General features: G+C 67.8%; 23 protein-coding genes. 11 read left to right on the top strand and 12 right to left on the bottom strand.

All coding sequences use genetic code 11. From position 1 onward, the window contains the following. The first annotated feature begins 108 nt into the window (after positions 1-108). Both RJ05_RS26950 and RJ05_RS26945 read left to right on the top strand, forming a co-directional pair. Positions 109-1,092, top strand: a complete 984-nt coding sequence (locus tag RJ05_RS26950; RefSeq protein WP_036542275.1) for an NADPH:quinone oxidoreductase family protein — start codon at positions 109-111, stop codon at positions 1,090-1,092. Continuing rightward, positions 1,089-1,742, top strand: coding sequence for an HAD family hydrolase (locus tag RJ05_RS26945; RefSeq protein WP_036542272.1), 654 nt, complete (start codon positions 1,089-1,091; stop codon positions 1,740-1,742). The genes RJ05_RS26950 and RJ05_RS26945 overlap by 4 nt, the downstream gene beginning before the upstream one ends. On the opposite strand, the gene RJ05_RS30390 is transcribed toward RJ05_RS26945, so the two are convergent. Continuing rightward, complete coding sequence (locus tag RJ05_RS30390; protein WP_081597568.1) at positions 1,725-1,907, bottom strand: 2OG-Fe dioxygenase family protein; 183 nt, start codon at positions 1,905-1,907, stop codon at positions 1,725-1,727. The two genes, RJ05_RS26945 and RJ05_RS30390, sit on opposite strands and share 18 nt — an antisense overlap. A gap of 184 nt (positions 1,908-2,091) precedes the next feature. On the opposite strand from RJ05_RS30390, the gene RJ05_RS26940 reads away from it, so the two are divergent. Then, positions 2,092-2,769 (top strand): dienelactone hydrolase family protein, encoded by a 678-nt coding sequence (locus RJ05_RS26940; protein ID WP_036542269.1) that lies wholly within the window; start codon positions 2,092-2,094, stop codon positions 2,767-2,769. A 110-nt stretch (positions 2,770-2,879) separates the two neighbouring features. Continuing rightward, entirely contained in the window at positions 2,880-3,215 is a 336-nt protein-coding gene (locus RJ05_RS26935; protein ID WP_036542268.1) for a DUF3140 domain-containing protein, read from the top strand. 29 nt (positions 3,216-3,244) lie between these two features. Here the strand turns inward: RJ05_RS26935 and RJ05_RS26930 are convergent, their stop codons facing one another. Further along, positions 3,245-3,913, bottom strand: coding sequence for a CatB-related O-acetyltransferase (locus RJ05_RS26930; protein ID WP_081597567.1), 669 nt, complete (start codon positions 3,911-3,913; stop codon positions 3,245-3,247). A gap of 146 nt (positions 3,914-4,059) precedes the next feature. On the opposite strand from RJ05_RS26930, the gene yczE reads away from it, so the two are divergent. The 3 genes from yczE to RJ05_RS26915 all read left to right on the top strand — a co-directional run bounded on the left by yczE (position 4,060) and on the right by RJ05_RS26915 (position 6,182). After that, the gene (gene yczE / locus RJ05_RS26925) at positions 4,060-4,689 is read left to right on the top strand and encodes a membrane protein YczE (RefSeq protein WP_036542265.1); all 630 of its coding nucleotides are present in this window, start codon (positions 4,060-4,062) and stop codon (positions 4,687-4,689) included. A gap of 77 nt (positions 4,690-4,766) precedes the next feature. Then, positions 4,767-5,597, top strand: coding sequence for an SAM-dependent methyltransferase (locus RJ05_RS26920; RefSeq protein WP_036542262.1), 831 nt, complete (start codon positions 4,767-4,769; stop codon positions 5,595-5,597). A gap of 78 nt (positions 5,598-5,675) precedes the next feature. Beyond that, entirely contained in the window at positions 5,676-6,182 is a 507-nt protein-coding gene (locus RJ05_RS26915; RefSeq protein ID WP_036542259.1) for a GNAT family N-acetyltransferase, read from the top strand. A 14-nt stretch (positions 6,183-6,196) separates the two neighbouring features. On the opposite strand, the gene RJ05_RS26910 is transcribed toward RJ05_RS26915, so the two are convergent. Beyond that, positions 6,197-6,808 (bottom strand): TetR/AcrR family transcriptional regulator, encoded by a 612-nt coding sequence (locus RJ05_RS26910; RefSeq protein ID WP_036542256.1) that lies wholly within the window; start codon positions 6,806-6,808, stop codon positions 6,197-6,199. Positions 6,809-6,970: 162 nt separating this feature from the next. On the opposite strand from RJ05_RS26910, the gene RJ05_RS26905 reads away from it, so the two are divergent. Then, the gene (locus RJ05_RS26905) at positions 6,971-7,990 is read left to right on the top strand and encodes a crotonase/enoyl-CoA hydratase family protein (RefSeq protein WP_036542306.1); all 1,020 of its coding nucleotides are present in this window, start codon (positions 6,971-6,973) and stop codon (positions 7,988-7,990) included. Positions 7,991-8,064: 74 nt separating this feature from the next. Next, positions 8,065-8,931 carry an alpha/beta fold hydrolase gene (locus RJ05_RS26900; RefSeq protein ID WP_036542253.1) on the top strand — a complete coding sequence of 289 codons (867 nt, stop codon included), beginning with the start codon at positions 8,065-8,067 and terminating at the stop codon, positions 8,929-8,931. 38 nt (positions 8,932-8,969) lie between these two features. On the opposite strand, the gene RJ05_RS26895 is transcribed toward RJ05_RS26900, so the two are convergent. From RJ05_RS26895 to RJ05_RS26875, 5 genes are all read right to left on the bottom strand, one after another. After that, positions 8,970-9,176, bottom strand: coding sequence for a hypothetical protein (locus RJ05_RS26895; protein WP_138445557.1), 207 nt, complete (start codon positions 9,174-9,176; stop codon positions 8,970-8,972). Positions 9,177-9,459: 283 nt separating this feature from the next. Further along, entirely contained in the window at positions 9,460-11,436 is a 1,977-nt protein-coding gene (locus RJ05_RS26890) for a hypothetical protein (protein ID WP_036542249.1), read from the bottom strand. A gap of 35 nt (positions 11,437-11,471) precedes the next feature. Beyond that, on the bottom strand, positions 11,472-12,719 hold the full coding sequence (locus tag RJ05_RS26885) for an ATP-grasp domain-containing protein (protein ID WP_081597565.1): 1,248 nt from the start codon (positions 12,717-12,719) through the stop codon (positions 11,472-11,474). A 367-nt stretch (positions 12,720-13,086) separates the two neighbouring features. Beyond that, positions 13,087-14,718 carry an ABC-F family ATP-binding cassette domain-containing protein gene (locus RJ05_RS26880; RefSeq protein WP_036542246.1) on the bottom strand — a complete coding sequence of 544 codons (1,632 nt, stop codon included), beginning with the start codon at positions 14,716-14,718 and terminating at the stop codon, positions 13,087-13,089. A gap of 144 nt (positions 14,719-14,862) precedes the next feature. Then, positions 14,863-15,621, bottom strand: coding sequence for a MerR family transcriptional regulator (locus RJ05_RS26875; RefSeq protein WP_036542300.1), 759 nt, complete (start codon positions 15,619-15,621; stop codon positions 14,863-14,865). Positions 15,622-15,694: 73 nt separating this feature from the next. On the opposite strand from RJ05_RS26875, the gene RJ05_RS26870 reads away from it, so the two are divergent. Continuing rightward, entirely contained in the window at positions 15,695-16,165 is a 471-nt protein-coding gene (locus RJ05_RS26870; protein WP_036542243.1) for a DUF6194 family protein, read from the top strand. 5 nt (positions 16,166-16,170) lie between these two features. Here the strand turns inward: RJ05_RS26870 and RJ05_RS26865 are convergent, their stop codons facing one another. Genes RJ05_RS26865 through RJ05_RS26850 form a run of 4 tightly spaced genes read right to left on the bottom strand, consistent with a single transcriptional unit; the run spans position 16,171 to position 19,443 of the window. Continuing rightward, complete coding sequence (locus tag RJ05_RS26865) at positions 16,171-16,701, bottom strand: GNAT family N-acetyltransferase (protein WP_036542240.1); 531 nt, start codon at positions 16,699-16,701, stop codon at positions 16,171-16,173. A 29-nt stretch (positions 16,702-16,730) separates the two neighbouring features. Continuing rightward, positions 16,731-17,639, bottom strand: a complete 909-nt coding sequence (ku, locus tag RJ05_RS26860) for a non-homologous end joining protein Ku (protein WP_036542236.1) — start codon at positions 17,637-17,639, stop codon at positions 16,731-16,733. Continuing rightward, positions 17,639-18,751 (bottom strand): lycopene cyclase family protein, encoded by a 1,113-nt coding sequence (locus RJ05_RS26855; RefSeq protein WP_036542234.1) that lies wholly within the window; start codon positions 18,749-18,751, stop codon positions 17,639-17,641. Before RJ05_RS26855 ends, ku begins: the two co-directional genes overlap by 1 nt. Continuing rightward, positions 18,748-19,443 (bottom strand): TetR/AcrR family transcriptional regulator, encoded by a 696-nt coding sequence (locus RJ05_RS26850; protein WP_036542231.1) that lies wholly within the window; start codon positions 19,441-19,443, stop codon positions 18,748-18,750. Before RJ05_RS26850 ends, RJ05_RS26855 begins: the two co-directional genes overlap by 4 nt. 92 nt (positions 19,444-19,535) lie before the next feature. Here RJ05_RS26850 and RJ05_RS26845 point away from each other — a divergent pair, with 92 nt between their 5' ends. After that, a complete protein-coding gene (locus RJ05_RS26845) occupies positions 19,536-21,011 on the top strand; it encodes an MFS transporter (RefSeq protein WP_036542228.1) in 1,476 nt (491 codons plus the stop codon). Positions 21,012-21,163: the final 152 nt, after the last annotated feature.

The following is a 21,163-nucleotide window of genomic DNA, read 5'->3' as shown; positions in this document are numbered from 1 at the left end:
GGAGAACGACATGACTCAGGAAACCAGGACCGCGATCGTCGGCCAGGCCGCCGCGAGCGCCGCCGATCTGCCGGTGGCCGATCCGGCCACGACCACGAGGAGCTGACGGTGAAAGCATGGCGAGTCAACGAACTCGGCGAACCGCGCGAGGTGCTGCGGCTCGAGGAAGTCGACGATCCGGCTCCCGGCGCGGGGCAGCTGCTGGTGCGGGTGCTGGCCGCGCCCGCGAACTTCCCGGATGTGCTGCTGTGCCGCGGCAAATATCAGATCACGCCACCGCTGCCGTTCACCCCTGGGGTGGAGTTGTGCGGTGAGGTCGTTGCGGTGGGGGACGGCGTCACCCGGTTCGCGGTCGGCGATCGCGTGATCGGCAATCCGAATCTGCCCGGCGGCGCGTTCGCCGAATTGACCGTCGTCGACGAGGCCAATGCCTTCCCGGCCCCGGCCGCGCTCGATGAGGCCGAGGCCTCGGCGCTCGGCATCGGCTACCAGACCAGCTGGTTCGCTCTGCACCGGCGAACCAGCCTCCAACCGGGGGAGACGCTGCTGGTGCACGCCGCCGCCGGCGGTGTCGGCAGCGCGGCGGTGCAACTCGGCAAAGCAGTCGGCGCGACCGTGATCGGTGTCGTCGGCGGGCCCGACAAGGCCGAATACTGCCGGGCACTGGGCGCCGATCTGGTGATCGACCGGCAGACCGAGGACTTCTTGCCGATCGTCAAGGAGTTCACCGGCGGACGCGGCGTCGATGTCGTCTACGACCCGGTCGGTGGCGATGCCTATGCCAAATCGACCAAATGCATTGCCTTCGAAGGCCGCATCCTGGTGATCGGGTTCGCCGGCGGCACCATCCCGCAGCCCGCGCTCAACCACGCACTGATCAAGAACTATTCGATCATCGGACTGCATTGGGGCCTGTACAAGCAGTACAACAACCAGGCCATCCAGGACTGTCACGACGAGCTGACCCGGCTCGCCGCGACCGGCGCGATCAAGCCGCTGGTCAGTGAGGGGCTCGCACTCACCGATGTCGCCGACGGGCTCGGCCGCCTCGGTGACGGCAGCACCGCCGGGCGAATCGTGTTCCAGCCATGACCGGCCCCGCACCCGATCCGCGCGAGGCGATTCTGGTCGATTTCGGCGGTGTCATGACCACCAGCGTGCTCGACGCGTTTCGCGAATTCGGCGCCTCACTCGGTCATCCGGACCTCCCGATGACCCTGTTCAGCGAGGATGAGTTCACCCGCACGCTGCTGGTCGATCACGAATCCGGCCGCATCGATGCCGACGTCTTCGAGGCGGGCTTCGCCGAACGCCTGCGCGCCCACGGCGCCGAGGTCGAGGCCACCGGATTGAGTGCCCGGGTGCAGAGCGGACTCCGGCGTGACGAGGCGACCATCGCGCTGATCCACCGCCTGCGCGGCGCCGGCGTTCCGGTCGCGCTGGTGTCCAACGCGTTCGGCCGCGATTGCTACGCCGGGTTCGACCTGGCCGAACTCGCCGACGTCGTGGTGATCTCCTCGGAGGTCGGCGTGCGCAAGCCGTCGCGCCGCATCTATCAGATCGCCTGCGATGAGCTGGGTGTCCTGCCGGAGCAGGCGGTCATGATCGATGATCTGGCGCACAATCTCGCCGGTGCCGCCCGCCTCGGAATCGCCGGGGTGCTGCACACCGACGCTGTCGACACCGAGCACCAACTCGCCGGCAAGTTCGGCTTCGGCGCGGCGCTATTGGCGGCCGGCTGATCCATCGCGGTGCCGGCCTTCGGGCGCGGCCAGCCCGTGCGCGGCCGCCGAGGCGACGGCGCGGAACGGATGCACCTTGACATGCTCGGCAGGTGGGTCTTCGCGTGCGCTCGTCACGTCGGCCACCGCCCCGACGACTGCCGCGAAGAGGGTGGGCGGCGGAATCGCCGGTCAGCGGATCGAACCCGTTCGCGCGAGCCGAATCGCGGCACCGGGATGCATCGACACGGTGATCGCGGGTAGTGCTGCGGTTAGGAGGCCTTTGCCGGACACGAGAGAGGGACCGTTGGGTCGCACTGCGCGACGTGGTGGCATCGGCCTCGCCGGAGACATTCTCCAGGAGGGCAGCGTGTTCGTCGACGAAGAGGTGCGGATTCCACTCGGCGAGGTCGGGCTGGAAGGGCGGCTGTGTCTGCCCCGGCGCGAATGCGGCGTCGTCGTATTCGCTCACGGGAGCGGCAGCGGCAGGCACAGTCCGCGTAACCGGCACGTCGCCGCGGTGTTGCGGTCGGCGGGCCTCGGCACGGTCTTGCTTGATCTGCTCACCGCCGGCGAGGAGGATCTCGATCGGCGCACCCGTGAGCTGCGGTTCGACATCGCGTTGCTCGCCGGGCGGCTGGCAGGCACGGTGGACTGGCTGGCCGGCCTGCCGGCCACCGGCCAGAGCCCGATCGGGCTGTTCGGTGCCAGTACCGGCGCCGCGGCCGCGCTCCGCACCGCCGCCGATCGGCCTGACGCCATCCGGGCCGTCGTCTCCCGTGGTGGGCGCCCCGATCTGGCCGGTGCCGCCCTGCGCCGGGTCCGCGCGCCGACGCTGCTGATCGTCGGCGGCGACGACGACGAGACCGTGCTCGACCTCAACCGGCAAGCGATGGGTCAGATGACGGTCACGCCGCGGCTGGAGATCATTCCGGGTGCCACCCATCTGTTCGAGGAGCCAGGAACCCTCGATCAGGCCGCCGAATTCGCCGCGGGCTGGTTCGTCCACCACCTGGGCGCCGCACCGGCCGCGCCCCCGGCGCTGTGATCGCCCGGGCACGTCGGGTCCGCAGATCGGCTGTTTCGGGCCCGCATAGCCGGGTACCGCCGCAGCACGAACCGCGTCAGCCGTCCATGCCGAGTAACGAGGTGAGACCCATGGCCGAAAGTCAGGTCGACGACGAACTCTGGGACGAATTCCACCGCGTGGTCAACATGTCCTCGCGCGAATTGCGTGACTGGTTGCGCACCGAGGCGGCGGGCGCGGAGGCCGAGCGGGAGCCGGATCGGGCCGGGCCCGAGATCGGCCGCCAGGTGCTCGCCATCCTCGGCAAACGCCGCACCGACCTGAACGCCGACGACGTGGCGGTCATGTGGTATGTGGTGGACGAGGTCACCACGGCCCGCCGCGCCGACCTGGAACCCGTTGCGGGAGACGCGCAGTTCCGGCACCGGCTGATGTGTCTGGGCCACGACCCGCTCCAGGCTCCGTGACCGCTCCCGGCGCGGATCCGAAGCGCCGCTCAGTTCGGCGATTCGGCCAGTAGTCCGTTGTCGCGGGCGATCTTCTCGATCTGGGCCGGCGTGCCGGACATGATCGTGCGGACGTGCTCGGTGACCAGCTCGACGGGCCAGTTCCACCAGGCCGCACGCAGCAGCCGGTCGACATCGTCGTCGTCGAAGCGTTGCTTGACGGTGCGGGCCGGGTTGCCGCCGACGATGGTGTACGGGGCGACGTCGCCGGTGACGACGGCGCCGGTGGCGATGATGGCGCCGTCACCGATGCGCACCCCTGGCATCACCAGGCTGTTGTAACCGAACCAGACGTCGTTGCCGACCACGGTGTTACCGCGGCTGGGGATCGAGGTGATGATGTCCATGGTCTGCTCGGCCCAGGTGCCGCCGAAGATGGTGAACGGGAAGGTGGACACGCCGTGGGTCGGATGGTTGGCGCCGGCCATGATGAAGCGGGTGCCGGTGGCGATGGCGCAGTAGCGGCCGATGATCAGTTTCTCCGGGCCGAACGGGTAGAGCACGTTGTTCGTTTCGAATTCGGTGGCCGCGTGTGGGTCGTCGAAATAGGTGTAATCGCCGACTTCGATGCTGTCGGAGGTGATGTGCGGTGCGAGGAAGACCGTGCGGTCGGTGTGCGGCAGCGGGAAACGGGTCGCGGGATCAGGAATGGTCGACACCGGAGCGAGCCTAGTTCCGGCGCGGGCTCCCCGGCCGCGGTGTGCGTGCAACGACCGACTGGCCATCTCATCGGTATCCAGTGGGCAGGCCAGCGGTCAGGAAGTGGCTATGGATAGTAGGTCCAGTTGTGGGTGAAGCTGGACCGATGGTGCGTCGGCTGATCGCGTTGTACGCGGGTTTGTGGTTGTACGGGTTCTCCATGGCCGTGATGGTGCGGGCAGGGCTGGGCCTGGATCCGTGGGATGTCTTTCATCAAGGTGTGGCCGAACACGTGCCGCTGAGCTTCGGGATGGTGACCGCGCTGACGGGTGTTGTGGTCCTGCTGGCGTGGATTCCGTTGCGGCAGCGACCAGGTCTGGGGACGGTGAGCAATGTCGTGGTGGTCGCCGTGTCGGTCGACGCCGGGTTGTGGTTGCTGCCCGCGTGGGAGTCGCTGCCGGTGCAGGCGGGTGCCATGGTCGCCGCGGTGGTGCTCAACGCCGTCGCGACGGTGCTCTACATCGGAGCGGGTATGGGGCCGGGCCCGCGCGACGGCCTGATGACCGGTCTGGTGCGGCGCACCGGACTATCGGTCCGGACGGTGCGCACCACGATCGAGGTCACGGTGCTGGTCACCGGATGGCTGCTCGGCGGCTCGGTCGGTCTCGGCACTCTGGTCTACGCCTTCGGGATCGGGCCGCTGATCCAGATGCTGATCCCGGTCGCGGATCGCTGGCTGCCGGGGTTTCGTGACGTGCCCGCCCGGCAACAGGATCCGGTGTCCGCGACCGCGTAATGGGTTGTGCCCGCGCGAGATTTCCCGAGGGCCTACGATGTGCGCACGGGAGAGATCTCCGGGGATGGGAGAGCGTGATGAACGACAGTGCGAGCGTGGTGGATCCGAACACGCCCAGCATCGCGCGGGTGTACGACTACCTGCTCGGCGGGAAGGACAATTACCCCGTCGATCAGGAGATCGGCGACCACTTCAAGATCAACCTGCCCGGCTCGGTGGCCATCGCCTTCGGTAACCGGCAGGCCCTGGTGCGTGCGGTGCGCGATATCGCGCGCAGCGGTGTGCGGCAGTTCATCGATTTGGGCAGCGGGCTGCCGACCGCCGACAACGTCCATCAGATCGCGGCCCGCTACACCGAGGGCGCGAAGGTGGTCTACGTCGACAACGATCCCATCGTGCTCGCGCACGGGCGCGCTCTGCTGGCCACCGATGACAACACCACCGTGGTGCAAGCGGATGTGCGTGAGCCGGAGCGGATTCGCCACAGCGATGAGGTAGCGCGGCTGATCGATTTCGACCAACCGGTCGCGATGGTGTTCAGCGCGATCCTGCATCACCTCAACGACGATGAGGATCCGGGCGCGGTGGTGTCGTACTGGCGCGACCAGATCCCCTCCGGCAGCCAGGTTTTCATCTCGCATTTCCGCTCCGGCGGCAATGCCGAGACCGAAGCCGCCGAACAGAAGCTGCAATCGACGTTCGGTCGCGGTCGCTGGCGTACCGACGACGAGATCCGTGCCCTGTTCGGCGATCTCGAGCTCCTGGAGCCGGGTATCGTGCCCGCGGTGCTGTGGCGCCCGGACGCGCCCGCCGAAACCGACACCTCGGTCGCCACGATCGGCACGCCGGAAAGGGAGCTGACCGTATGGGATCAGCTGATCGTCGCCGGTCTGGCCCGCAAACCCTGAGGGTCTTTCGGCACTTCTTGCCGCGGCGCGCCGCTTCGGCACTTGTCCGAGCGGCGTGTCTGCGCTGATCATGATCACGTGTTGATTTCTGATGGGGTGATCGGACTCCGGCCGATCACGGTGGCCGATGCGCAAGCGCATCTGGCGGGGGAGGACGCGGAGTCGGCCCGATGGCGTGACGGTGGTCAGGGCACGCTCGTCACTGTGACCGAACACTTCCGGCGTTGTGTGGCCGAATGGGAGGCCGACGGCCCGAGCAAGACCTTCGCGATCGCGGCGCTGGACGACGGCGTGCTGGTGGGGACGCTGGACATCCAGGTCGACCAGGATTTCCTCGCCGACCGGCAGGCGAACGTGTCCTACGGCATCTATCCGCAGTTCCGTCGTCGCGGCCTGGCCGCCCGCGCGGTGGTGCTGGCCTGCCGCTATATCGCCGCGCACGATCTGGCCGACGAGGCCGTGCTGCGGATCGACCCGGCCAATAAGGCATCGGTGGCGGTGGCGCACCGGGTCGGTTTCGCTTACCACCACACCACCGACGACCCGGACGAGGGCACGCTGGACTGGTTCTTGCAGGCGGTGTGACCCGAGCTGGCGGGTCAGTCGGGGTCTCGGTCGTGGTCGGCGCCGATGAGCGTGCGGATCGCGTCGGCCCAGTACTCGAGGGTGCGTGTTTCGGCGCGGCCACCAGTGCGCAATGGATGTGCGGCAGCCACACCGCGCAGCATGGCGATGGTGAGGTCGCGGATGGCGGGGTAGCGGGGGTGGTCGGTGAGTTCGGGTCCGAAGAGGGTGTCGATGACGCGGTGCAGATCGCGGCCCGCGCGGCGTTCGGATTCACGCAGCACGGCCGCGAGGGCGGGATCGGTGCGCGCCGCCGCCCACAGTTCCTGTTCGGCTTGGGCCTCGGGCCGGGTCAAGGTCTCGAGGAGCGCGGCCAGCGTACGTTCGACGGGGTCGGCGGAGGCGCCGGGGGACCGGGCGGCCTGCTGCGCCGCGCGTTCGTTGAGCTCGACCAGATGGTCTACCAGAGCGGCGGTGAGGGTGTCGATGGTGGGGAAGTGGTGCAGTAGCGCGCCGCGGCTGATCCCGGCCGCATGCTGCACCGCCAGCGTGGACCAACCGGCATAACCGCGTTCGACCAGCAGCTGGGTCGCGGCGTCCAGGATGCGGGCGCGGGTGGCGCTGCGCTGTTGCTCACGGGTGGGCATCTTTTCCCCTCGGTGCGGTGGTCGCTAGCGAGAATTTCACGGTCAGTATTGACTGTCAAACGGGTCATGGGTCAGGCTGCTCGGTAACGCCGAGCCAGCCGAGTGGTGGCCCACCGGTCGCTCGCCTCGCCCCTGGGTTTCTGCCCCGTGAAAGGAAAAGCATTGTCCGACAAGCAATCACATTCCGGCACCCGCCCGGCGGCATGGTATGAGAACTGGACCGAGGGGCCGGATTCACCGTGGCACGGTCGTCCCGAACCCGCCGACGAGCACGAATACCCGACGCTGACCTACCAGCGTGACGGTCGCATCGCCCGGCTCACCTTCAACCGGCCCGAGAAGGGCAACACCATCACTCCGGACACCCCGCGTGATCTGGCGGACGCGGTGGAGCGCGCCGATCTCGATCCCCGGGTGCACGTGATCCTGCTGTCCGGACGCGGCAAGGGCTTCTGCGGCGGCTATGACCTCGACATGTTCGCCGAGCAGGGCTTCTCGCCGGCCGGCGGGCCCGATGACGTGTCCGGCACGGTGGTGGATCCGGTGGTCAACGCGGTCAACCACAACCCGTGGGGCACCTGGGATCCCATGATCGACTACGCGATGATGAGCCGGTTCAACCGCGGCTTCGCCAGTCTCATGCAGGCCAACAAGCCGACGGTGGCGAAGTTGCACGGCTTCGCCATCGCCGGCGGCACCGACATCGCCCTGTTCGCCGATCAGATCATCTGCGCCGACGACACCAAGATCGGCTATCCGCCCACCCGCACCTGGGGCATCCCCGCGGGTGGCATGTGGGCGCACCGGCTCGGGGACCAGCGGGCCAAGCGGTTGCTGTTCACCGGCGACTGCCTCAGCGGTAAGCAGGCCGAGGAGTGGGGTCTCGCGGTGGAATCCTGCCCGGCCGCCGAGCTCGACGAACGTACCGAGGCGCTGGTGGCGCGGATCGCCCGGATGCCGGTCAACCAGCTGATGATGGCGAAACTGGCGTTGAATTCGGCGCTGTACGCGCAGGGGGTGACCAATTCCGGGATGATCAGCACCGTCTTCGACGGTATTTCCCGGCACACCCGCGAGGGCTACGCCTTCCAGTTGCGGGCCGCCACGGTCGGTTTCCGGGAGGCAGTGCGCGAGCGGGACGAGCCGTTCGGCGATCACAAGCGTGCGCAGTTCGAACGCTGACCCGCATCGTGCGGGCGTGAAAAGAATGGCTGCGCCCGCGATGAATTTTTCCCGCACGCACCGTCACTACCGGTATGACGACCCGTTTTCTCGACACCGGTGACGCCGATATCGCCTATGACGTGCACGGTCGGCTGCCAACGGCCGACGGTCGCCCGCCGCTGGTCTTGATCGCTCAGCCCATGGACGCCACCGGCTTCGCCGCACTGGTGGAACAGTTTCCCGACCGCACCGTGGTCACCTACGACCCGCGCGGGCTCGGCCGCAGCACCCGCAGGGACGGCCGGGTCGACCATTCGCCGACGGTGCAGGCCGAGGACGTGCACGCGCTGATCGAGACCCTGGGTGCCGGTCCGGTCGAGATGTTCGCCAGCAGCGGTGGCGCGATCACCGCACTCGCGCTGGTGGCTGCCCACCCCGGGGATGTGGTGACTCTGGTTGCGCACGAGCCGCCGCTGATCCCGGTGCTGCCCGACGCCGCTGCTGCCGAACGCGCTCGATCCCGTACCCGCGAGGCGTACATGGCGAAGGGTTTCGGTGCCGGGATGGCCGACTTCATCACGATGACGTCGTGGCGCGGCGAGTTCACCGAGGATTATTTCGCGCAACCGGCCGCCGATCCCGCGCAGTTCGGGCTGCCCACCGAGGACGACGGCTCTCGCGATGACCCACTGCTGTCGGACCGGTCGTGGGCGGTATCGGATTACCGACCCGATGTCGAGGCCCTCGCGGCGGCACCCACTCGCATCGTGATCGCCGTGGGTGCGGAATCGCTCGGTGTCATGACCGGTCGCACCGCCGTGGCGACGGCGGAGCTGCTCGGGCAGCAGGCGACGGTGTTCCCGAGTCATCACGGTGGATTCATGGGCGGCGAGTACGGCTATGCCGGGCAGCCCGAGGCGTTCGCGAAGAAGCTGCGCGACGTGCTCGACGAACGCTGAGGCGCCGGGGCGCGTTCGATCGCGGGGTGAACGCGCCCTTATTCACCCAGCGGGTCGGGCAGGAGGCCCTCGGAGGCGCGAAAGCGGCGGGCGAAACCGGCGAGCAGGTCCTGCGATTCCGGGGACAGATCGACGGCCAGCCGCATCAATCGCCGGAAATGCGGATCGGAGAATTCAGCGACGAGCTTCGCCTGTGCCGCCCCCGGGCACGGACCATCGAAATAGGAATCCGACACAGCACCCACGTCAACGCTCCCGACAGTCTAGTTGCTGTAAGTAACATACCGGCAAATCCGGCAGAACGACGGAGATCTACGATACGGATTCTCGGTGTGTTGACCGAGAATCCTTGCGCATAGCACGGTTTCACCCAGGCGATCTCCCCATCAGTGGTGATGCTCTCTGGGCGGCGCAGGCCACTGTGAGCACGAGTTCTCCGGTTCGCGCAGGTATCAGTGGCGCGCCGGCGGTCAGCACACGATCGGCAACCCACCGCACGTGAACGAGGGGTGCCCGTTGTCTACGGCCCTAGATCCGGTCCGCGCCCCAGCTGCGGTGGACATAGCCGATCACCCGGTCCAATTCGGCACTGTCCACGGAGGCGGATTCGCCCGGCTCCAGTGGGTCGAAATGGAAGATGTAGAGCCGCGAGGCGAATTGTTCGAACGGCAGCGACGCTTCACCGAAACGCTCCCCGTGGCCCGCCGTCCCGACGATGACACCGTCACCCCAGTCCTGGCCGCTGTCGTTGTTCGGGTTGAAGAAATAGACCCGCATCTGTTCCTGCGGATCCAGATTCACCCGCAGCACCGAGATGGCATGCCAGCCGACGAACCGGGCCGCGCTGTCGGTCACCGCGATGCCGGCCGGTTGCGGGTGGATCAAGGGCTGGTTGCCGTTGTAGAAGGGGTGGTAGCTGGCATAGAAATGGCGCAGGAAGTCGTCGAGCTCGGTGAGATTACCGGTGGCGACGTCGACATTGATGCGGAAACCGCGCCCGGACCACCAGCCGTGGAACTCGGGATTGATCCACCGGTGCGGATCGCCGTCGCGGCCAAGGCAGTGCCTGCCCATCTCGGCGTAGATCCGGTCCAGGTGCGGGACCACCAGCACCGACACCGGATCGAGGTCGATCGGCGGCCCGGCGGCGGCGCCGGCGCTGTCGTCGCGGGAGGAGATCGGGGTGCCTTCGAAATGCATGACGATCTCGTCGTCGCGTGCGGCCCAGGTCACCGCGTGCAGGAGATAGTCGGGATCGTTGTAGGCCCACATCGACAACGCGCGCGCCGACTGGCAGGTGGGGTTGTCGCCCTGCCCGACACCCAGCGGCAGGCCGAGCATCGACAGCACTCCCGCCAACAGCCACACCCGTGCGTCGGGGGTGGGCCCGAACACCCTGCTCAGCCGCTGCCGGGAGGTCGGAGAGAGCTGCAAGCCGATCTGGCGCCACAACGCGGGGGCGACCGGTGGCTGATAGAGGATGCCGCGCTCGAGCAGCAGCGCCAGCCCGTAGACGCACTGCGCGGTCTCGACCTGCACCGCTTCGTCGATGAGGGTGTGCACGAGTTCGTGGTAGCAGAGTAGGCAGTCGCGGCCGGTGCTGGACAATCCCATCGCCTCGGCGAGCAGATAGTCGCCCTTGCCCAGCAGATGGCGCAGCAGCACGGCGTGATAGGGCGAGACGAGTCCGGTGTCGTGCATCGACCGCGCGAAACCCGAAGCCTCGTACTGCAAGGCGCTGTCGTCCATCGTTTCCAGGCGCTCGCGGTAGATCTCGACGCCGGGATCTTCCCGGCACGCGTCGGTGGTCCCGTAGAGGCTGCTGATCAGCCGGTCCGCGCCGAGCGCGCCGGCGCCGAGGTCGATATCGGGGTTGGCGCGCGCGACCGCGATCTGGGTGATCATGCGTTTGACGGCGTCGACCTGGATGGGCCGTTGGCGCAGGATCCGCCAGATCTCGTCGACCAGATGCTCGAGCACCTTCTCGTAGCCGACCTCGGCCACGAGATGGTGCAGTAGTTCCCGCGTCACCTGCGCCATCCGGCCCTGTTGGGCGCGTTCGGCTTCGGTGGGCGGGGTGAACAGCAGCGACAGGTTGATCGCCAGCACCTGCGACAGGTGGCTGTCGGCCTGTTCCGCGGTGATCAGCGGGTGCGGGTAATCGCCCTTGGCGACCGCGAGCAGGCGCAGGTTGCTCACCGTCTCCAGCACCACGGTGTCGGCGTTCGGGCTGCGCAGCGAGCCCGTGCTCAGCGAGGGGATCAAGATCTGCGGCGAGGCCCAGTCGGTACCGAGGAACAGGCCCGCGTTCTCCAGTTCGGCCGCCCGCGCGCGCACCGCGGCACACCCACCCGGCAGCACGAGGACGCGCCGCAGCGCGTCGAACGTCCGCGGCAACTTGACCTGCTTGCCGAAATCGCCTGTGTCGGCGAGCGATCGGATGGCGTGGTCCAGACTGTCCAGACGTCGCTCCAAGGATGCCCCGCCGCTGCTGAGCTGATTCAATCAGGATCCTCCCGTGATCCGGGCCGAAGCCGGGATCAGATATAGAAGTCGAGCTCTTCCTGTCGTTTCAGCAGATCCCGCAGAGTGTACGGGTCGTCGCCGAAGAAATACAACAGGCCCCAATGGTTTCCGAACGCGGTGCGTTTGGTGACCTTCTCCGACAGCGGGGAGGTGAGCTCATGCGATTCGAAGTAATCATGGTCCTCGGTTTCCTGCGGCATGGACAGATGGCTGACCACGCGCCGCCGCGGATACACACCGAAACATCCGGCGTGCCCTTTGGCATCCACCACTTCGCGGGGGAAGAAGGCCTCGATTTCTTCCTCGGTGGTCTTGGGATCGAAGGCGAGGACGAGCGCGTGATAGGCATTGAAGCCGTAGGTGCGTTCGAGAAGTTCGAATACCTTGAAACCGGGTGGGCGATAAGCGACCTCGCCGAAGTACATTTCGCCGTCGCTGGTGACGAAGTATTCGGGGTGCACAAAACCGAATTCGATATCGAAGGTCTTGATCAGTTTCTCGACCTGCCGGGTGATCTCCGGCCGGTATCGCTCCAGCTCCGGCGTCGCGGGCACGAACACCGAATAGCCGAGCGTGACGTACTCGGAGATATTGAGGAAACGGATCTTGCCGTTGTGGATCCAGGCCTCGACCGCGAACTCCCACCCGTCCAGGTGCGACTCCATCAGCAGCGGGAAATCCTCGTCGGGAATGGTGTCGATCTCGTCGGGCGTCCTGATCACCCGGTGGCCGAGGCAGCCCGCCTTGTCGAAGGCCTTGATGTGGATCGGATCGTTCGGGTCGCCGTCGAGCTTCAGCAGGGTCTGGTTGACGCGCTTGAGGAAGCGCGCGACGTCATCGCGCTCGTGCGCCTCTTCGAAGATGCCGACCCGGATGCCGCCCAGCTGGGCCCGCCGCTTCATCAGCGACTTGTCCCGCAGCAGCATGGCCTGCCCGAACAGCCGCGGATTGTCCATCAGCACCGCGTTGATCGCACCCGCCCATTCGACGGTTTCCTCGAAGATCGGAATCGCCACGTCCACGCCCATATCGCGCAGCGTTTCGGCGATCTCCATCGAACGGTCGTTGAGACGTTCGAAGTTCCATGGAATATAGGGTATTCCGTTCTCCGCGCAGTAGTCTTCGATCCATTCCGGAGCGACTACCACGTATCGCCGGTCGAAGCGGTCGACGGCCTCGACGGCATTCAGGCTCCAGCCCAGCAGGGCAACGTATCCCTTGTCGGTATTTCGGCCTTCCGGTTTCTGTGCTGCAATCGACAAATCTCGTCCCCTCTTGGCCGTGCGAGATCGGTTGATCTCTCGGCCGTTTCTCGGCGTGGGCAGCGGTTGTGCGGCAGACGTGTTCTGTCTGTTCAGCAGTGTGCGCGCCCGGTGCGCCTGGTTCTCTCGTCGGCCGGCATCCTCATCTGCACTGGTGAGGGGAAGGCCGCGTGCGTGATCGAAACCCGTTCTGGGGGCTGGGATTCATGGACCTACCCTCCGTATTGCCGCCATTGTCACGAGTACCCGGATCGTTGCGTTCCCAAACTGTCGCCGTCTTTCCGGCGCTCTTCCAGGAATTTTGACGCCCTTTCCGTCCGCCTGCCGATGACCGAGGGCGCGACAGGCGTCGCGCCCTCGGCAGCGGTCAGCCGGATGCCGTGGTCTGGCGCAGCAGGCCGTCGGCCAGGTGCAATGTGCGCTGCACCCGGATATCGGCGAGGAAGCGTTCGTCGTGGCTGACCACGACGAACGCGCCGCGATAGGCCTCGAGCGCGCTGACCAGCTGGCCGACGCTCACCAGATCGAGGTTGTTGGTCGGCTCGTCCAGCAGCAGCAATTGCGGCGCCGGTTCGGCGAACAGCACGCACGCCAGGGTGGCGCGCAGCCGTTCACCGCCCGACAACGCACCGACCGGCAGGTGCACGCGCGAGCCGCGGAACAGGAACCGGGCCAGCAGATTCATTCGCCGCGCGTCGGGCAGGTCCGGGGCGAACGCGGCCAGGTTGCCGGCCACGCTGCGCTCGAGATCGAGCAGGTCGAGGCGTTGGGACAAGTAGGCGATGCGGCCATCGGCACGGGTGATCGAACCGGCATCGGGCTCCAGTTCGCCGCGGATCAACCGCAGCACAGTGGATTTGCCCGCGCCGTTGGGACCGGTCAGGGCGATGCGCTCGGGGCCACGGATGAGCAGATCGACGCCGTCGCCTGCGAAGATCTCGCGCTCGCCCAAGCGCAGCCGCACACCTTCGCCGCGGAAAACCGTGCGCCCTGCGGGCACATCGGTATCGGGCAGTTCGAGGCTGATCTTCTGTTCCTTGCGCAGGGTCCGAGCGGCTTCGTCGAGTCGTGTCTCCGCCGCCGCCACCCGCGCGCTGTGCGTGCCGTCGGCCTTACCCGCCGACTCCTGCGCATTGCGCTTCATGGTGCCGGCGAAGATCTTGGGCAGGCCGGCGTTGCCGAGATTCCGTGCGGCGGTGCTCGCCCGGCGGGCCGCGCGTTCGCGGGCCTGCTGCAGTTCCCGCTTCTCCCGTTTGAGCTCCTGTTCGGCGGTGCGGATGCTCTTCTCGGCGATGTCGCGCTCGGCGCGGACGGCGGCCTCGTAGTCGCTGAAAGTGCCACCGTAGAAACGGATGTCGCCACGGTGGAGTTCGGCGATGCGGTCCATCCGGTCGAGCAGCGCACGGTCGTGGCTGACCAGCAGCAGGGTCCCGGTCCAGTCGCCGAGTACGTCGTAGAGCTTGTGGCGGGCGGCGATATCGAGGTTGTTGGTCGGCTCGTCCAGCAGCAGGACATCGGGTCTGCGCAGCAGTTGAGCCGCCAGGCCGAGCGAGACGATCTGGCCGCCGCTGAGCGTGCCGGTGCGGCGGGTGAAGGCGAGCTCGCCGAGGCCGAGGCGGTCGAGTTGGGCGCGGGTGCGTTCCTCGATGTCCCAGTCGGTGCCGATCGTGGTGAAGTGGTGCTCGCTGGTGTCGCCGGATTCGACGGCGTCCAGGGCCGCCAGTATCGGTGCGATACCGAGGATTTCGGCGACAGTGAGATCGCCGGTCAGCGGCAGGGTCTGCGGCAGATAGCCGAGTACGCCGCTGACGGAGCGGGTACCGCCGCTCGGGCGCAGGTCGCCGGCGATAACGCGCAGCAGGGTGCTCTTGCCTGCGCCGTTGGGGGCGACCAGGCCGGTGCGGCCGGCGGGGACGCTGAACGACAGGTCGGTGAAGACGGGGGTGTCGTCGGGCCAGGTGAAGCTCAGGCCGGAGCAGACGATCAACGCATCGGACATGGATGAGTCCTCGGGGGAAGGGATGAGTAGACGAACGGCGACATGGCCACGTCAGCGGCGCCGCGCGCCTGCTGGTGGCCGTCAGAGCCGGGTAACCCCGGAGATGTCGAGTTCACCTACCATGCCGGTACTCCCTGAATGCGATTACTTCCGCTCGACGATAGCAGGGGCGTCCGGCGAGTCGAACCGATTTTCCGGCCGGCCGAGGATGTCGGCGAGTGCGGCGGCGGCGTCGAGCAGGGCGCGTGAACGTGCCGTGATGCTCTTCTCGCGGGAGGCCAGGGCGGCGGCGATGGCGTCGTCGTGATGCGCGCGTGGGAGGTCGGGTACCAACGTCCGCAGCGTGTCGATGCGGTATCCGGCGCTGCGCAGCTGGTGGATGATCCGGGCATCGCGTACCTGCGCGGGGGAGTAGCGGCGGGCGCCGCGGGACCGGACCCGATCCGGGGCGATGAGCCCCTCGGCCTCCCAGTGGCGCAAGGTTGAGGCGCGGATCCCGAGTGCGCCGGCCAATTCCGAGACCGACATCGCATCCGAGTCCACGACCTCGGTGATCGGCTCGGCCGAGATCGCCGCGGCCGCGGCGCGGGCCAATCGCAGCTCGGTGCGTTCGCGGGCGAGGCGGGCGTGGGCGTCGTCGAGTAGGGCGAGAGCCTCGGGCAGCGGTGCGCGGTGGACCACGCGCATGATCTGCTTGGCCTCGACCGGGCCGACACCCGCGGCCAGCGCGCGATAGGCGAGCGCCGATCGGACGTGGATGTCCCCGTAGGCGCGGTAGCCCGATTCCGTGCGGGTCGCCGGCGGAAGGACCCCGTCGCGCTCGAGCTTGCGCACCTGCTGCACGGAGTAGCCCGCGCGGCGCGCGACGTCGACCGTTCGCAATGGCGAGTGCAGGGTTTCCACGGTGTGTTCCTCGTCCAACAGCGGGAATGCTCGGCCAGGTCTTCACAAGCACTGTAATGAAACGCTGGAACACATGAGCATCGACGAGATCATCGACTATGTGGCGGGCCTGGACGGCGTCCTCATTCTGCGGCCGGGCTCCGGCGACGGCTCACCCGAGATCGCCTGGGGTGATGTGTTCTTCTACTACTCGCCCAGTGGCGAGGTTCCGGCCGCTACCCAGCCCTTCGCGACGATCGTCACCAAGAACTATCCGGGTGACGAGAAATCGGATCTGGACCGGCCGGGGGCGTTCCGGGTCAACATCGCGGCGCGCCGGGAGGCGTTCGTCGCCTGGACCGGCCACACCCCGCGCGAGACCGATCCGGAGGCCGACTTCGCCGCCACCGATACCGTGCTCGCGCACCCCGTCTATGCCGGCGCCGGTTGGCTGGCCGTGGTCGATCCCGGGCCGCGAACCGGCGAGACCGTGCGTGAGCTGCTTCGCGACGCCTACGACCGAGCACGGGCGCGAGATGAGCGTCGTGGGGCGTCGCGGGGCTGAGCCCGTCAGCGGCGCAGGCGCCCGGTGCGGGCCAGGTTGCGTTTGGTCGACGGCGACAGGCCGGGGGATTCGGCGTCGGCCTCGGGCGCGGCGGGATCGGCGCGGACGAACAGCGTGATGGTGGTCGCCGCGCCGAAACCGTTGCGCTGCATGAGTTTCGCCGACGCCTCGTTGCTCGATTCCACATCGGTGACGATGCGGCGGGCGCCACGGGCGAACAGGGCGGTGCAGCACGCCTCGACGAGCCTGCCCGCGATGCCGTGGCCCTGCATATCCGGGGCCACGGCGATCCATTCCAGATAGCCCCAGTCGTCGCGCAGTTCGAATTCCATGGAGCCGAGCACGAAACCGACTACCCGGTCGGAATCGAGTGCTACCCAGCACGCGTTGTCCGGGCTGTCCAGATGTTCGGCCACCGAGGTCAGCGACGAGGAGGTGTAGGGCTTGACCGAGGTGTCGTAGACCTCGTGCCCGAGGTCGAGAACCTGACGGAGATGGCCGAGGCCCATGGGGACGATCGCGATGGCGGGGTCCATGCGATCAGTTTGCCAGCGGTATGCGCGATTCAGGCGCCTTTGCGGGTGGCGGTCTTCTTGGCGGTCGACTTCTTGGCCGGTGTGCGCTTGCTCGCGGTCTTCTTCGCGGCGGTCTTCTTCGCCGGTGCCGACCGCTTCTTACCGTCCTCGGCGCGGCGGCCACTGGCTTCCAGGCTGCGCTGCAACGCGGCCACCAGATCGACCACCTCGGCGTCCTGTGCGACGGGCTCGGCCTCGGGTTGTTCGGGAACCTTGCCGGTGCCGCTGGCGATGGCCTCGTCGAGCACCCGTTTGAGTTCGATCTGATATTCGTCCTTGAATTCGCTCGGATCGAAATCCTCGGACATGGAATCGACCAGCGTCTCGGCCATCTTGATTTCCTGCGGGCGCGGCTTGGTCGCGTTCTCCAGCGATTCGAACGACACCGAACGCACCTCGTCGGGCCACAGCAGTGTCTGCAGCACGAGCATGCCGTCGCGTACCCGCAGTGCCGCCAGCCTGGTCTTCTGCCGCAGGGTGAAGTGCACGAGCGCGGTACGTTCGATGCGCTCCAGGGTGGCGGCGAGCAGCACGTAGGCCTTGGGCGTGCTCGAATCGGGTTCGAGGTAGTAGGTCTTGTCGAACAGGATGGGGTCGATCTGATCGCTCGGCACGAATTGCAGAACCGGGATCTCGTGTTTCTCGGCCACCGGCAGCTTGGCGAAATCCTCGTCGGTGAGGATCACCTTGTCGCCATCGGGCGATTCGTAGGCCTTGTCGATATCGGCGTATTGCACCGATTTCCCACATACCGTGCAGACCCGGTCGTATTTGATCCGGCCGCCGTCTTTGGCGTGGACCTGATGAAAGCGGATGTCGTGGTCCTCGGTGGCGGTATATACCTTCACCGGGACGTTCACCAGCCCGAACGCGATCGAGCCTTTCCAGATTGACCGCATCACCCCATCATGGACGAATCTCGGCGACCTCGCTCGTCAAACGGTAACCGGAGTGTCGCTGCCGCGAGCTGCCTGCGCAGCGGTCCCGGTAGGTGTAGGAAAAGTGTGCGCATGGCCGCGGCGGTGCCCGCGACGTCGGTGCGGCCGGAGAGGTACGCCCGCTGCAACGGGGCCGGTAGGTCGAAGAACGCGTCGAAGAATACGGGCAGATCCTGTGGTGGCAGGCGCAGCAGGGCGCGCAGGCCCGCCGCACGCAAACCGTGCACGACGCGCGCAGACGGCGGTGCCGGCGAACCACCCGCGGCAACGGCGTCGGCGGCGGCGAGTGCGGCGGCGACGCTGTACCCGGTGGCTTGATGAGTGAATCCGCCGGCCGCGCCGAAACGCGTGCGGGCCGGCCTGGCGCCGGTGACGGGGAAGCGCACGCGCTCGATGCGTTCGCGGCCGTCGACCTCGATGCCGCGCGCTCGGAGCCGCCGGTGTAACCGCTCGGCCAGAGTCCGCTGATCGAGCGCCGGACTACCGGCCAGGCAGGTTTCCTCGAGCAGCATGGCACCCCCGCCCAGCGGCACCGCGTACAGGAACGAGCGCGGCGCCTGCGCGGGGGCGCCGTTGTCGAGGCGCCAGTCCATGAACAAGGGCTGGACGCCTGCGCAGCGTTGGGCGTCGACGACGATGCCGAAGGCGGTCTGCTCGGCGCGCGAGGGTGAGCGGGCCAGGCCCCGGGCGTCGAACACGCGCTCGGCGCGTAGCACCGTTCCCGACGCCAGGGTCGCGGTGCGCCCGGTCAGGGTGGTCACCCGATCGGTGCGCACTTCGGCGCCGGCGAGGTCGAGAGACTGCTGGAGACAGGCGGTATCGAGTACCGCGTAGCGCCGGTCTATGCGATGTTCGCGGCCGCCCCAGGCGACAGGCCGGTCGATGTACGCTGCCACCGCTCCGGGTTCCAGCCAGGTGGGGAGTTCGTCGGCCCATGCCGCATAAGTGGACGTCCAGGTACGGAGTGGTGCCGGGTCGACCACCGCGACGGAGAGCCCACGCGCGAGGCAGCGGTGGGCGAGTGCCCGCCCCGCCGGACCCAGCCCGCAGACGACCACATCCGAGCGCGTCAACCCTTCACCGTCGGCGTCTCGCCGGTCCGAGCGGCGGCCCTGGCGGCGAACCCGTCGCAGAGTGCGTCCAGCCCGAGTTGCAGCAAATCCACCTGCGCGAAACGGCCGTCGTCGGCGCCCTCGAGCTCGGCCAGCGCCGGCGGCACCGGATGCAGCGGACGGCCCGCCAGCAGCGCGCGCAATCCGTTCTCGTCGTCGGCGTCGAGACCTTTGCTGGTCAGCAGGGCCGAACTGATGTGCGGCAGCGTCGCGCCGGAGATGTAGTTCCAGACCGCGAAGGCCATCTGGGTCGCCTCATGGGTGCTGACATCCAGTTCGCGGAAGCCTTCGACCAGCCACGCCAGGCATCCCATGCTGCTCGGTCCGAAGCTGTAGCGCGGCACCGCGAAGGTGAGCAGGACCCAGGGATGCTGCTGGTAGAGATTCCAGTCGATCTCGGCGGCGATGCGGACCCGGTCGCGCCAGGTCCAGTCGCGTTCGGCCGTCGACGGATACGGGTAGCGCGCCGCGACCTCGTCGGTCATCGCCGCGATGAGCTCGTCTTTGTTGGTGACATGCCGGTACAGCGACATCGCGCCGACGCCGAGACGGTCGGCGATGCGGCGCATCGACAGTGCCTCGAGGCCGTCGCTGTCGGCGAGTTCGATCGCGGCGTCGACGATGGCCGCTTTTGCGAGCTTCGGCTCGGTCATCCCATGACTGCCTTTCGATGTCCGGCCAGGATGCGTACACTGTACCCGGACTTCACGCGTACGTCGTACGCGTCAGCGAGAGGAATCGGTGGATGACGAACGTGGAGGCGGTGCGGCCCGCCCCGGATTCGAGCGTGGCCCCGCGGCGGGCCTGGCTCGGCCTCGGGGTGCTGGTGTTGCCGGTGCTGCTGGTGTCGATGGACGTCTCGGTGCTGTTCCTCGCGTTGCCCACGCTCACCGTCGACCTTGACCCCTCGGCCTCCGAACAGCTCTGGATCCTCGATATCTACGGGTTCCTGATCGCGGGCCTGCTCATCACGATGGGCAACCTCGGCGACCGGATCGGGCGCAGGCGCATCCTGCTGGCCGGCGCGACCGTCTTCGGTATCGCCTCGGCCCTTGCGGCCTTCGCGCCGAGCGCCGGCGTACTCATCGCGGCGCGCGCGCTCATGGGTATCGGTGGCGCCACCCTGCTGCCGTCGAGCCTGTCGCTGATCTCGACGCTGTTCGCCGACGCCAAGCAGCGCGCCACCGCGATCGGCGTGTGGACGGCGTTCTTCGCCGGTGGCTCGGCGGTGGGCCCGATCATCGGCGGCGTGCTGCTGCACCACTTCTGGTGGGGTTCGGTGTTCCTGATCAACGTGCCGGTGCTGCTGATCCTGCTCGCCCTCGCCCCGGTGCTGCTGCCCGAGCATCGCGCGGCCTCGCTCGGCCCGTTGGACCTGCCGAGCGTGGCGTTGTCCATCGGCGGCATCCTGCCGCTGGTGTACGCGGTCAAACACGCCGCCGAACACGGGCCGGATACCGAGGCCGCGGTGATCGGGCTGATCGGCGCGGTCGTGCTGAGGTTGTTCGTGCGCAGGCAGCGCCACCTCGACGAGCCCCTGCTGGATCTGGGGCTGTTCGGCCGCGGGCAGTTCTCGGTGGCGATCGGCTCCAGCCTGGCCGGGATGATGTCGCTGGCCGCGATGAGCTATCTGGCCAGCATCTATTTGCAGTCGGTCACCGGCCGCGACCCACTGGTGGCCGCGCTGCTCGGGATTCCGATGGCCATCGCGGTGTTCATCTTCTCGATGACTGGCGCGACAGTCGGGCACCGATTCGGGGTCCGGATCACCTTCGCGGTGGCGTTGTTCGCCGCGGCGATCGGCAACCTGATGCTGCTCGGCGTCGGCGTGGACGGCGGATTGGCGTGGTACATCGCGGGATCCGCGATCGCAGGCATCGGCTACGGCATCACCTTCACGCTGGTGTCGGAGGTGGCGGTGTCGTCCGTGCCGCCGGAGCGCGCCGGGTCGGCGGTCGGGATCTCGGAGACCAGCTTCGAACTCGGCAATGCGCTGGGTCTGGCCTTGCTCGGCTCGCTGGCCGCGGTGGTGTTCCGCTCGGGCGGGAACTTCGAATCGACGCTGGGGGAGACGCTCGCGCGCGACGGCGACCAGCCGGCGATCGTCGAGGCCGCGCGCGAGTCGTTCGTCGACGGGATGCATGCCGCGACGACGGTCGGTGCCCTCATCCTGGTGGCGATGGCGATCATCGTCCTGGTGGCGACGCCGAAAGGCCGCTGACGGTATCGACGTGCCGGCCCCTGGCGGGAGCCGGGCTCACTCGGTTGCGGCACCACTGACGACGCAGTGGTGTGCCGACCTCGTGAATCCGGCTGTCTGCCAGGGGCCGGACGCGTATCCGGTCTCCTCGCTCGGATCAGGAGGTGACGACC

The organism is Nocardia cyriacigeorgica NBRC 100375 (assembly GCF_000308555.1).
GTDB classification, from domain to species: Bacteria; Actinomycetota; Actinomycetes; order Mycobacteriales; family Mycobacteriaceae; genus Nocardia; species Nocardia cyriacigeorgica.
The sequence above is the reverse complement of the archived record's forward strand: the minus strand, read 5'-3'. Positions and strand labels throughout refer to the sequence as shown.